Origin of the sequence: Polaromonas eurypsychrophila, from assembly GCF_014641715.1 — a bacterium.
GTDB classification, from domain to species: domain Bacteria; phylum Pseudomonadota; class Gammaproteobacteria; order Burkholderiales; family Burkholderiaceae_C; genus Polaromonas; species Polaromonas eurypsychrophila.
This window is the reverse complement of sequence record NZ_BMIG01000003.1, coordinates 313,777-325,971: the sequence shown is the minus strand read 5'-3', so window position 1 is coordinate 325,971 and position 12,195 is coordinate 313,777. Positions and strand designations below refer to the sequence as shown.

Annotated in this window: 11 protein-coding genes and 1 pseudogene; 7 read left to right on the top strand and 5 right to left on the bottom strand. The window is 61.4% G+C overall.

Features of this window, described 5'->3' with window-relative positions:
• Nucleotide 1: 1 nt before the first annotated feature.
• A pseudogene (locus IEX16_RS19940) lies at nt 2–193 on the bottom strand (TfoX/Sxy family protein); the annotation flags it as partial.
• Between the two features lie 114 nt (nt 194–307).
• Here IEX16_RS19940 and IEX16_RS06490 point away from each other — a divergent pair.
• Nucleotides 308–904 carry a TetR/AcrR family transcriptional regulator gene (locus tag IEX16_RS06490; RefSeq protein ID WP_188707527.1) on the top strand — a complete coding sequence of 199 codons (597 nt, stop codon included), beginning with the start codon at nt 308–310 and terminating at the stop codon, nt 902–904.
• A gap of 193 nt (nt 905–1,097) precedes the next feature.
• The gene (locus IEX16_RS06485) at nt 1,098–2,087 is read left to right on the top strand and encodes an MBL fold metallo-hydrolase (protein ID WP_188707526.1); all 990 of its coding nucleotides are present in this window, start codon (nt 1,098–1,100) and stop codon (nt 2,085–2,087) included.
• A 322-nt stretch (nt 2,088–2,409) separates the two neighbouring features.
• Here IEX16_RS06485 and IEX16_RS06480 read toward each other — a convergent pair whose 3' ends face one another.
• Nucleotides 2,410–2,814, bottom strand: a complete 405-nt coding sequence (locus tag IEX16_RS06480) for a BLUF domain-containing protein (RefSeq protein ID WP_188707525.1) — start codon at nt 2,812–2,814, stop codon at nt 2,410–2,412.
• A 159-nt stretch (nt 2,815–2,973) separates the two neighbouring features.
• On the opposite strand from IEX16_RS06480, the gene IEX16_RS06475 reads away from it, so the two are divergent.
• Nucleotides 2,974–3,666: a Crp/Fnr family transcriptional regulator gene (locus IEX16_RS06475; RefSeq protein WP_229676225.1), complete on the top strand. Its 693-nt coding sequence runs from the start codon at nt 2,974–2,976 to the stop codon at nt 3,664–3,666.
• Between the two features lie 273 nt (nt 3,667–3,939).
• On the opposite strand, the gene IEX16_RS06470 is transcribed toward IEX16_RS06475, so the two are convergent.
• The gene (locus IEX16_RS06470; protein ID WP_229676211.1) at nt 3,940–4,860 is read right to left on the bottom strand and encodes a DUF6279 family lipoprotein; all 921 of its coding nucleotides are present in this window, start codon (nt 4,858–4,860) and stop codon (nt 3,940–3,942) included.
• Here IEX16_RS06470 and glmU point away from each other — a divergent pair.
• Nucleotides 4,859–6,271, top strand: coding sequence for a bifunctional UDP-N-acetylglucosamine diphosphorylase/glucosamine-1-phosphate N-acetyltransferase GlmU (gene glmU, locus IEX16_RS06465; RefSeq protein WP_188707523.1), 1,413 nt, complete (start codon nt 4,859–4,861; stop codon nt 6,269–6,271). The genes IEX16_RS06470 and glmU overlap by 2 nt on opposite strands.
• A 1,005-nt stretch (nt 6,272–7,276) precedes the next feature.
• On the opposite strand, the gene IEX16_RS06460 is transcribed toward glmU, so the two are convergent.
• On the bottom strand, nt 7,277–7,759 hold the full coding sequence (locus IEX16_RS06460; protein WP_373288286.1) for an Lrp/AsnC family transcriptional regulator: 483 nt from the start codon (nt 7,757–7,759) through the stop codon (nt 7,277–7,279).
• Between the two features lie 146 nt (nt 7,760–7,905).
• Here IEX16_RS06460 and glmS point away from each other — a divergent pair, with 146 nt between their 5' ends.
• On the top strand, nt 7,906–9,753 hold the full coding sequence (gene glmS, locus IEX16_RS06455) for a glutamine--fructose-6-phosphate transaminase (isomerizing) (RefSeq protein ID WP_188707522.1): 1,848 nt from the start codon (nt 7,906–7,908) through the stop codon (nt 9,751–9,753).
• A gap of 16 nt (nt 9,754–9,769) precedes the next feature.
• Here the strand turns inward: glmS and IEX16_RS06450 are convergent, their stop codons facing one another.
• Complete coding sequence (locus IEX16_RS06450) at nt 9,770–10,564, bottom strand: IclR family transcriptional regulator (RefSeq protein ID WP_188707521.1); 795 nt, start codon at nt 10,562–10,564, stop codon at nt 9,770–9,772.
• A gap of 142 nt (nt 10,565–10,706) precedes the next feature.
• On the opposite strand from IEX16_RS06450, the gene IEX16_RS06445 reads away from it, so the two are divergent.
• Both IEX16_RS06445 and dctP read left to right on the top strand, forming a co-directional pair.
• Nucleotides 10,707–11,159, top strand: coding sequence for a type II 3-dehydroquinate dehydratase (locus IEX16_RS06445; RefSeq protein ID WP_188707520.1), 453 nt, complete (start codon nt 10,707–10,709; stop codon nt 11,157–11,159).
• A 39-nt stretch (nt 11,160–11,198) separates the two neighbouring features.
• Nucleotides 11,199–12,188 (top strand): TRAP transporter substrate-binding protein DctP, encoded by a 990-nt coding sequence (gene dctP / locus IEX16_RS06440; protein WP_188707519.1) that lies wholly within the window; start codon nt 11,199–11,201, stop codon nt 12,186–12,188.
• Nucleotides 12,189–12,195: the final 7 nt, after the last annotated feature.

Here is a 12,195-nt window from a genome sequence, read left to right as displayed (position 1 = left end):
CCGCGGGCGCGCTGTAGTAATTCAGTTTTATGGCCTTGTCTTTGGCCTCATAGACAAAAGGCTTGCAGCCTGCGGCCTTGAAGAGGCCGCAAGTCTCTGCATCGGCCTTGAGCCAGAGCGTATCGCCGCCGCCGAGGTCGGCCAGCAACGCGATGTGGATGCCGTCGGTGCTGATGCCGAAGCCGCCGAACATGCGGCGGGCTGTGCATGGGCCGGCGCTGGCGAGCAGTTCGCAGCAATAGTGGGCAAAGGACAGGTCCGCAGGCATCACGCTACTTTAGCGCGGCGGCGTGCTTCACAATAGCGCATGGCCCGTCCCAAATCTGCCACCCACGAGCTCCAGCGCGAAGCCATCCTCGATGTGGCTGCCCAGTGTTTTGCGCAGCGCAGCTACATCGCCGCCAGCATGAACGACATCGCGGCCGCCTGCGGCACTTCCAAGGCCAGGCTGTACCACTATTACCGCAGCAAGGAAGCCATCCTGTTCGACCTGCTGGACCGCTACACCCAGCATTTGCTGGTCATCATCGGCCAGACCGAAGCCAGTGCCCAGCGCAAGAATCTGGACGACCGCGCGGCGCTGCATGAGTTGATCCGAAATTTCCTCGACCAATACGAAAGTTCAGCCACGCGCCATGTTGCGCTGCTGGGCGACACCAAGTTTCTTGGTGACGTGCAGCGCGAGCTGATCCTGGACCGGCAGCGCGATGTGGTTTCGGCCATGACGCGTTTTCTCAAACGCGCCTACCCACAGCGCATCACGGCCGCCAACCAGACAGCCGTGACCATGATGCTGTTCGGCATGATCAACTGGACATTCACCTGGATGCGCCCCGATGGGCCTATGAGTTACCGCGCGTTTTCCGAAGAAGTGATTGCCATGCTGGAGCGCGGGCTGGCCTAAGTTTGCCCCCACGCTTGTCACTGCGTGTACTGCGCTGCCCCCCGAGGGGGCTGTGCTCGCTTGGGGCGGCCCTGCGCGGCGCACGGTTGATAGCCCAGTGATTCAACTATACGTAATAAGTTACGTATAGTAGAATCACTAGGAGCCCCACGATCCAGCGCCGGCGCCCGTCCGGCCACTCCACGGAGACCCCATGTCCAAAGCTTTTGCCTCGCAGTCCGACCTCACGGACAAGAAAATCACTTTTGAGCAACTCAGCGCCCATTGCTGGGCCTACACCGCCGAGGGCGACCCCAATTCCGGCGTGATCATCGGTGAAAAGTTCATCATGGTCAGCGACGCGACCGCCACGCCGGCGATGGCGCAGGACCTGATCGCGCGCATCCGTGCCGTCAGCGACAAACCCATCAAATACGTGCTGCTCACGCATTACCACGCGGTGCGTGTGCTCGGCGCCAGTGCCTATATGGCCGAGGGCGCGACCGAAGTCATCGCCAGCCAGGGCACTTACGAGCTGATCGTCGAGCGCGGCGCCGAGGACATGCAAAGCGAGATGGAGCGTTTCCCGCGTCTATTTCGCAATGCCGAAAGCGTGCCCGGCCTGACCTGGCCGACCCTGGTGATTGCCGGCGGCAACCCGGTCAAGGGCGAGGTGCCCGGCAAGCTGGTGATCGACCTCGGCGGCGTGCGCGTGCAGATATGGCACCCCGGCCCGGGCCACACACGCGGTGACACGATTGCTTGGGTGGCGGAGGAAAAAGTGCTGTTCTCCGGTGACCTGGTCGAGTACAACGCCGGCGTCTACACCGGTGACGCCCAGCTTGAGGAATGGCCGGCCACGCTCGAAGCGCTGCGCGCGCTCGGTGCCGAAGCCATTGTGCCGGGCCGCGGCGAAGCCATGAAAGGCGTCGTGGATGTCAACAAGGCGATCGACTACACCGTGCAGTGGGTGCAAACGCTGTACCGCTGTGGCAAGGAAGCCGCTGCCGCAAAGATGGACTTGAAAAGCGCGATGGCGCATACCCGCAAAAGCATGGACCCGATCTTCGGCCAGGTCTTCATCTACGAACACTGCCTGCCGTTTGACGTGAGCCGCGCGTATGACGAAGCCAGCGGGATCAAGAATCCGCGCATCTGGACGGCGGAGCGTGACAAGGAGATGTGGGCCGCGCTGCAAGCCTGATCTCATTGATCGGCCTTGCGCGGATTTCCCTCATTGTTTTGCGCGTCGACCCCCACTGGGGTGGGGCCCCTCGCCAATCGCAAAACAACTCGCCGCGCATCTGGACGGCGGAGCGTGACAAAGAGATGTGGGCGGCGCTGCAAGCCTGATCTCATTGATCGAGCTGGCGCGGATTACCCTCATTGTTTTGCGCGTCGATCCCCACTGGGGTGGGGCCCCTCGCCGGTCGCAAAACAACTCGCCGCGCATCTGAACGGCGGAGCGTGACAAGGAGATGTGGGCGGCGCTGCAAGCCTGACACTCGGCTTAACAGGCGCGCGCTTCAGCTATCCAGATCGACGCTGGGGATGAGCGCCAAAAACTGTGTCATCGCCTGTTTCGCACCTGCCTCTTCGATGCGCGCCAACACGTCCACGTCATCCATCGTGACATAGCCCAGGCTGAAGCGCCGGAAGCGGCGCTCCGCAAGCGGCCCATGGTGCAGTATTTCGACGTTGACGTGGCGCGGGTCGTGCCGGATGCGTTCGATCAGCGCGAGTACCGGCTTGCGCGGCCCCTCAATTTGCTGACAAAAACGCATGCCGTCGAAAACCAGCAAGCCAGTGACACCGGCCGATTCGTTGGCGATCCGGGCCTTCACTGCGATTTGGGAAACAACCTTTACGGGGGAGTCGGGGGACAGGGTGCTGACATAGAGCACCTCGTGTAATTGCAAGGCTTTTTCCATAAGTGGCGTGTAATGTAGCCAGCATGTTGACCCGCAACAATGTCAAAAGACACAGGCGCTAGCTGCACTAATTCGGCACTAGAATTCTGCGTGATCATCTCCCCGCTCTCCTACACCAGTGGGTGCCCGCGGCACTGCAAAGATTGCCGCTTGCGCGCCCTGGACGCCTTCAAACCGGTCACGCCGCAGGAGCTGGACTTCATCCAGGGCTTTCGCAGCGGCGCAGGGTTCGCAGCGGCTGGCAGTTCCATCATTTCTGAGCAAAATCCCAATGGCAAACTGTTCACGCTCTACGCCGGTTGGGCCTTTCGCTACAAAACCCTCAGCGATGGGCGCCGGCAGATTCTCAATTTTCTGCTGCCCGGTGACTTCATCGGTTTGCAGCAGGAGTTTGCCAACGGTGCCAGCCACGGTGTGGAAGCCTTGACCGACGCGACCTTGTGCGTTTTTCCGCGCGATGGTTTATGGGACCTGTTCCGACACTTTCCCAGCCTGGGTTATGACGTGACCTGGCTGTCCGCACGCGAGGAAGGCATGGTCGACGAAAACCTGCTGACCAACGGGCGGCGCAGTGCCACCGAACGGGTGGCCATGCTTCTGATCCACCTGTACCGGCGTGTCAAGTGGCTGGGACTCGCGACGGATGGGTCGATTGAATTCCCGATCAACCAGCAACACATCGCCGACGCGCTGGGCCTGTCGCTGGTGCACACCAACAAGACCTTGCGGCGCCTGAAACAGCTTGGGCTGCACGAGTTGCAGGACGGGCGTCTGCGCCTGCTCAACCCCAAGGCGCTGCATCGCCTGGCCGATTACTACGACCTTCCCATGCGTCAGGTACCTTTGTTGTAGGTCTGCGCTGACATCGCTGCACTGTGCCAGACGACAGTGCAAGCCCCGGTGGTTTTCTAAGCTCAGCTTTCCGTGTCACCGACGCGATGGAACGCAGAAAGCCGTGATGATGAACAACAAAATTATTTTTCGGCCCGGTTTGCTTCAGCAGCAACCGCGGCGGCCGGTCAACCAGCAACAGCAGCAAAGCAGCGGTTCGGGCGACTTCCAGCCTTCGCGCGGCGGGCCAGGCCTCAAGCCTGACCAGGCAGCAGAGCAACGACGTCAGCCGCGTTAAAAATCCTGCGCTGCCAGAGTCCTGAAGTCCTGTGCATACTCCCCCAGCGTCTGGACCGCTTTCGTGCGCTGTGCCAGGCTCGTGCTGTTATGCAGCAGCGCCAGTGTTTTGCAGTTGTCGCGTGTCAGCTTTTCCTGGTAGCTGCGGTAAACCAAATTCGGTGAATTCAAGGAGCGCTCAAAGTAACCCCTGATCGCCGATCTGGCCTGCGCCGCCGTGGCAGTGCCGCCTGCCAGCGGTGCCAGGGTTTGCAGCGCATCCTGCTGGCGGCGTTGATGCTCGGCCAGGGACACGCTGGGGTCAAACACCGACTGCGTGATCTGCCGGCGCAAAACCGCCAGTTGCTTTTCTTCCAGCGAGCCATACAACATTTCAGCGCGGCTTGCAGCTTTTTTAACGCGTTTGTCGATGCGCGACATCGGCGTGCCTTCCAGAAAGTCGCTCTGGTACTCGCGGTTCAGTTTTGAAAATTTACGCTGGAGAAACTTCAATTGCCCGGATGTCAAAGTGCCTGCAAGCTCGGCCACCAGTGGTTCGGCCCGGTTCGAAATTGCCAGCAAGCTGCTGCGGAGATCGTCGGTGGCGCTGCAAACCTGCCCCTCATCCAGGTCACCGGGCAGCAGCCCTTGCCATTTCTTCAGGAAATCACCATAGGCCGGCAACTGGGTGCTGCGGTGCCAGCGCTGGACTTTCACCAGTTCTTCCTTGACCCGGCTGGACTGTGCGTCGCTGAAATCAAAATACCCATCGAGCTGCAGGTAAGCCAGCTCGTGCGCCTGGTTGTAGGCGAGTTTTACCGCGCTGCAGGCGCCCAGCATGCCGGTCAGCGCCAGCAGACCGGCAAGACCGATAATCCGCAGCAAACCTCCAGATGGCGCCAGACGCGCGCCCCACACACTAGGCACAGGAAATTTCATGGCAACTCCAGTTGATGTCGTCATCATGGCAGCGGGCAAAGGCACCCGGATGAAAAGCCGGCTGCCCAAAGTGTTACACCGTTTGGGCGGTCGTGCGCTGCTGACCCATGTGATTGACTGTGCAGCGCGGTTATCGGCGCGGCGGGCGGTGGTGATCACGGGCCACGGCGCCGCCGAAGTCGAGGCCGCCCTTACCGCAGCGGCGCCTGGCGGCCTGCAACTGGCTTTTGCGCGGCAGGAGCCCCAGCTCGGCACCGGCCATGCGGTGCAGCAGGCCATCCCGCTGCTGGGCGACGACGGCGTCACGCTGGTGCTGTCGGGCGACGTGCCTTTGATGCAGGCCGACACCCTGCAAGCCCTGCTGGCGCAATGCGACGGCCAGCGGCTGGCGCTGCTGACGCTGAGCATGGCCGACCCCACGGGTTACGGCCGCATCGTTCGCGCCGGCAAGGAGCCCTCGGCACAGGTACGCGCCATCGTGGAGCACAAGGACGCCAGCGAGGCCGAACGCACCCTCTCCGAAATCTACAGCGGCATCATGGCGGTGCCGACCCGGCTGCTGCGCGGCTGGCTGGCCCGGCTCGACAACAAAAACGCCCAGAACGAGTACTACCTGACCGACATCGTGAAGTTTGCGGTGGCGGATGGCGTGGCCGTGGTGGCGCACCAGATCACCGACGCCGCCCAGGTCGCTGGTGTCAACAGCCCGGTGCAGTTGGCTGAGCTGGAGCGGGTCTACCAGCTACGGATTGCGACGGCGCTGATGGAGCAGGGCGTGCGCCTGGCGGACCCGGCCCGGTTTGATGTGCGCGGAACGCTGGACTGCGCGCAAGACGTGGAGATCGACGTCAACTGCATTTTTGACGGCGCAGTAACACTGGGCGAAGGCGTGCGCATCGGCGCCCATTGCATGATCGCCAACGCCAGCATCGCCGCTGGCGCGGTGATCCACCCCTTCACCCACATCGATGGGGAGAAGCTCGGTGTACAGGTCGGCGAAGGTGCGCTGGTCGGCCCGTTTGCACGCTTGCGGCCGGGCGCGCAACTGGGCGCCGAGGTGCATATCGGTAACTTTGTCGAAGTCAAGAATGCCAGCCTGGCGAGAGGCGCCAAGGCCAATCACCTGGCCTACGTCGGCGACGCCGTCCTGGGAGAACGCGTCAACTATGGCGCTGGCAGCATCACCGCCAACTACGACGGCGCCAACAAGCATCGCACTGTGATCGAGGCCGATGTGCACATCGGCAGCAACTGCGTGCTGGTGGCGCCGGTGACCATAGGCGCAGGCGGCACCGTGGGCGCCGGCTCCACCATCACCAAAAGCACGCCGCCCGGCACGCTGAACGTGGCGCGGGGCAAGCAGGTCAGTCTGACGAGTTGGCAGCGGCCGGCGAAAGCGCCCAAAGCGTAGCTTTCAAGTGATTCAGGCCTCCGGCCCATGTACATCGGGCGCAATCAGCTATTAAATTCATAGCGAAATGTTCCTTCCATCGCGCATGTTGTTATCCCGGACTTGATCCGGGATCCATGCTTGATAACTCGTGCTGCTGGGATGTGCCAGCAAGCCGGGTCTCACCCCGGCGGGCGACTCACTTTCTCTTGCGTCGCCAAGAGAAAGTAAGCAAAGAGAAGGCGACCCGATGGTCCGGGTCCCTCCGCTTCGCTGCGGGCAACCTGCGGTGCTCGCCGTTAAAGGGGGGCTAGCTCAAACTCGCTTCGCTCAGACAATCGCTCGCCCTGATCCACTTTCGGCTGCGCTCCTCGGCCCAGCCCGGCGGGTGGAGAGAGGGTCAGACCTTTACGAGTCTGTGCGTTCAGATCTCTCTACCCCATGCCCATCGGGCGCAATTAGCTATTAAATTCATAGCGAAATGGGCCTTCCATCGCGTATGTGGTTATCCTGGACTTGATCCGGGATCCATGTTTGATAACTCGTGCTGTTGGGATGTGCCAGCAAGCCGGGTCTCTCCCCGGCGGGCGACTTACTTTTCTTTGCGTCGCCAAAAAACCTAAGGAAAAGAAAGGCGACCCAGATGGTCTGGGTCCCTTCGCTTCGCTATGGGCAACCTGCGGTGCTCGCCGAAAGTGGGGCCGAGCTAGCACTCGCACGCTCAGACAATCGCTCGTCCTGATCCACTTTCGGTTGCGCTCCTCGGCCCAGCCCGACGGGTGGGGGACCCATGCTCGGACAAAATCCGGAGTGCAGGGAGCGCGCAGCGCTTCCTGCACGGGAATCCCAACAGACCGTCATGTTTGCACGCGAGCGCAGCACATGCAGCCAAATGAAGTCCCCCTCCATCGCCCAGCGGGGCGAGGGAGGGGTCAGGGGTGGGAGTGGGGAGTTGAAACTACTGTCCAGAACGAACTACTGCGGCAGCTGTGATGCTATGAATTCAGTAGCTTCTTACCCATGTATCTATTGGGCCAACAGCAATCTCGGCTCAAACTTCGAGCGCTTGACGCTGAAAAACGCCTTGACGTTACGCACATTCGCATCGCTGATAAACAAGCGCTGTGCCAGCGCCAGATAGGCCGGCATGTCGCTGACGTGCACCACCAGCACAAAGTCCGGGCCGGGCGAGACGCGGTAACACTGCTGCACCGCGCTGTCCGGCGTCACGCGGGCTTCGAATGCTTCCTGCCATTCGGTGCCCTGCTGATCCAGCGTAATTTCAACCAGCGCTGTCAGGCCGTGGCTTAACGCGCTGGCCAGCTTGTCGGGGTTGAGAATCGCGATTTCTCGCTCAATCACACCGGCATCCCGCAGGCGCTTGACGCGCCGCAAGCAGGTTGGCGGCGAAATAAACACACGGGCTGCCAGTGCCTGGTTGCTTAGCGAGGCATCGTCCTGCAAGACTTCAAGCAGTTTGATGTCAGTTTCATCGACGTCAAAAATCAATTTTATTCCATAACTTTATGTTGTTTGAAAGAATATTTCAAAAATTGAAGTGCATGAAATTTATACTATATTTTTAACAAAAAATGTAGATTCAAAAAAATATCTTAAGCCTAATATCCGCTCATTGTTTTTCTCTGGAGCAGTTTATGTGCGGCATTGTGGCGTCGGTTTCGACTCGAAATATTGTTCCCATCCTGGTGCAGGGCCTGCAGCGCCTGGAGTATCGAGGCTACGACTCCTGCGGCGTCGCCATTTATGCAGACGGCCTCAAACGCGCGCGCAGTACCTCGCGCGTGACCGAGCTGATGGAGCAGGTCAGTAGCGACAAACTGGAAAGCGGCACCGGCATCGCCCACACGCGCTGGGCCACACATGGCGCGCCTGCTGTGCACAACGCGCACCCGCACTTCAGCCACGGCACGGGCGAAGCGGCGAACAAGCCCGGCAAGGTGGCGCTGGTGCACAACGGCATCATCGAGAACCATGATGAGCTGCGCGCCGCGCTGCAAGCTAAGGGTTATGTATTTTCCAGCCAGACAGACACCGAGGTCATCGTGCACCTGATGGACAGCCTGTATGACGGCGACCTGTTCGAAGCCCTCAAGGCCGCAACGCGCCAGTTGCACGGGGCCTACGCAATTGCCGCGTTTTGCAAGGATGAGCCGCACCGCGTGGTCGGCGCACGCGCGGGCTCACCGCTAATCCTGGGCGTCGGCAAGGACAAGACCGAGAACTTCCTGGCCAGCGACGCGATGGCGCTGGCCGGCGTGACCGACCAGATCCTGTATCTGGAAGAAGGTGACCTGGTGGACATGCAGCTCGGCAAGTACTGGGTCATTGACCGTGAGCACAAGGCCGTGCAGCGCGAGGTCAAGACCGTGCAGGCGCACAGCGGTGCGGCCGAGCTCGGCCCGTACCGTCACTACATGCAGAAAGAGATCTTCGAGCAGCCCCGCGCCATCGGCGACACGCTCGAAGGCATCACAGGCATCACGCCCGAGCTGTTCGGTGACGAGGCCTTCCGCGTCTTCAAGGACATTGACTCGGTACTGATCCTGGCTTGCGGCACCAGCTACTACAGCGGCTGCGCGGCCAAGTACTGGCTTGAATCGATTGCAGGCATCCCGACGCAAGTGGAAGTCGCCAGCGAATACCGCTACCGTACGTCAGTGCCCAACCCCAGGTCGCTGGTGGTCACCATCACCCAGAGCGGCGAAACCGCCGACACCCTCGCGGCGCTGCGCCATGCGCAGTCGCTGGGCATGACCCAGACGCTGACCATCTGCAATGTGTCGACCTCGGCGATGGTGCGCGAATGCAAGCTGGCCTACATCACGCGCGCCGGCGTCGAGATCGGCGTGGCTTCCACCAAGGCTTTCACCACGCAACTGGCCGCCCTGTTTCTGTTGACACTCGCGCTGGCGCAAAGCAAAGGCAAGCTCAGTGATGAAGAAGAAGCCACCCACCTCAAGGCCATGCGGCATCTGCCGGCCGCGCTGCAAGCGGTGCTGGCGCTGGAGCCGCAGGTTATTGCCTGGGCCGAAGACTTCGCCAAGATGGAAAATGCCCTTTTTCTCGGCCGCGGGCTGCATTACCCGATTGCGCTGGAAGGCGCCCTCAAGCTGAAAGAGATCAGCTACATCCACGCCGAAGCCTACCCGGCCGGCGAGCTCAAACACGGCCCGCTGGCTTTGGTGACCAGCGCCATGCCGGTGGTCACTGTCGCGCCCAACGACAGCCTAGTGGAAAAACTCAAGAGCAACATGCAGGAAGTTCGCGCCCGCGGCGGCGTGCTGTATGTGCTGGCTGATGCAGACACCAAAATAGCAAGCGGTGACGGCCTGCATGTGATCCGCATGCCCGAGCACTACGGCGCCCTAAGTCCGCTGCTGCACGTGGTGCCACTGCAATTGCTGGCCTATCACACGGCAGTGGCACGCGGCACCGATGTTGACAAACCGCGCAATCTTGCAAAGAGCGTGACCGTCGAATGACGGGGACGGCGTAATTTCAGCCTTTTCCCAGCGGCGGTCGGCCGAACAGGGTGGAGGCGTTGCTGATCGGTCCAAGCTGCGCAGCCGAACTTAGCAGCGCGGGTGCGAGTTCGTGCATGAGTGCGCTATCCAGCCGTGAGCGTGGTCCTGCAATACTGATCACGCCGATCACTTCCTTGCGACGACATACTGGGGCGGCCATGGCTGCCATGCCGGGCGCGAAGACCTCGTCGATCATGGCGTAGCCGCGCACACGCGCCGCATGCAGAAAACCCAGCAAAGCCTTGAGGGTGGTCGGAGCCTTTGGGCCATACGCCGAAGGCAGGCCGAACCCCTGCCGCGAGACCAGCCCCAGCGCCCGCTCGTCGCTCAGGCTCATCAGCCAGGCGTGACCTGATGCCGTGCAGGACAGCCGCGCATCCATGCCCATGTCGGGGTCGTAGCGCAGCCCGGTTTGCCGCATGCCCTGCGACTTGGCAACCCAGGTCAGGCGGTCGTCATCAATGATGGACAGGCGCACCAGCTCGCCGGAAGTTTGGGCAAGCCGCTCAAGCAGCGGCTCGGCGACATCAACAATGCCCGCGCTGCTCAGAAAGCCCAACCCCAGCGACACCATCTTGAGCGTGAGCACATAGTCGCCCTGTTTGCGCGCCTGGCGCACGTACCCACGCTGCTGCAAGTCTGCGAGCAGGCGGTGGCAGGCGCTGAGTGGAATGTCGAGCTCCGAGGCAAGCAGTGACAGCGGCAAGCCTTCCGGATAGCGGGTCAGGTGTTCCAGCACGGCCAGGCCGCGTTCAAGTGCGAGGTTCATTTTGTAATATGGAATGTGTTTCCAGTTTAGAAACATTTTCCCATCAGGCCAGCAGAATTGCCAGCAATCCAACGAATTGCCCTGATAGCGCACCCCGGAGACAAGCCTTGTTCTGCAATTTCATTTACCTGATTCGTGCCGCATGAGCCGCACCATCTACGTTCTCAACGGCCCCAACCTCAACCTGCTGGGCGTGCGCGAGCCGCAGCTGTATGGCAACACGACGCTGGCAGAGGTGGCGCAGTTGTGCCAGCGCGTGGCTGGAGAGTTGGGGCTGGGTTGCGAGTTTCGCCAGACCAACCATGAAGGCGTTTTGGTCGACTGGGTGCAGGAAGCGCGCGAGAAAGCCGCTGCCGTCGTCATCAACCCGGCCGGTCTGTCCTTTCGTTCTATCCCGCTGCTGGATGCGCTCAAGACACTGGACCAGCCGATTGCCGAAGTCCATGTGACCAACATCCACAAGCGCGACGCACTGTATCAAAGTTCGCTGGTGTCGCTGGCAGCCACAGGCGTCATCTGCGGCTTCGGCCCGTTCGGCTACGAGCTGGCGATTCGAGCCCTGGCCCAGAGTCTGGCGGCTGCGCCGGCACCCTGATTTCACCGTTCCTTCATCACAACACCTCAGGAGACAACCATGAACCATTTCATTGATCGACGCACACTGCTGGGCGCTGGAGGCGCACTCGCTGCCGGCACCATCCTGCCGGCATGGGCGCAGAGCCCGCCCACCATCCGCTTCGCCGCCGTTTTCTCCGACAAGGACATCCGCGCGGAGATGATGAACCAGTTCACCAAAGAGGTCTCCGCCGATTTCAAGGTCGAGATGCACCTGAACTCCACGCTGTTCCGCCAGGGCACGGAGCTGGTGGCGCTGCAGCGCGACAACCTCGAGATGGGAAACATCGCGCCGCAGGACATTTCCAAGCAGGTGCCGGCCTGGTCGCTGCTGACCGCGGCCTACGTATTCCGCGATGCCAACCACCTGAACCAGTTCTTTGCCAGCGAGCAGGGGGCGCAGATGAAAAAGATGGTCGAAGACCAGCTGAAGGTGAAGATCCTGGGCCCCACGTTCTTCGGCACCCGCCACGTGGGCCTGAAGCCGAAGAAAAAGGTCAACACCCCGGCTGACTTGCAGGGCGTGAAGTTGCGCATGCCCCCCGGCGATGCCTGGCAGTTGCTGGGCCGCTCGATCGGCGCCAATCCGACGCCGATGGCCTACGCCGAGACCTACACCGGCTTGCAGACCGGTTCTGTCGATGGCCAGGACAACCCGCTGCCCAACGTCCAGAACATGAAGTTCAACGAAGTGATGTCGCAGATCGTGCTGACCTCGCACCTGGTGGCCTATGACCTGCTCACGGTCAACATGAAGACCTGGAACGCGATGAACCCGCAGAAGCAGCGCGCCTTCCAGGCTGCTGCCGACAAGGCCATCGCCTGGAGCACGGCCGAGCACCAGAAACGCGAGGCCGAACTGGCTGACAGCTTCCGCAAGGGCGGGCTTGACGTTTACGTGCCCAACCTCAATGCCTTCCGCGACTATGCGCAAAAGGTCTACCTGGCGTCCGACGAAGCCAAGGTCTGGCCGGCCGGCATGCTGGCCCAGATCAACGCGATGAAATAGGCCCCGA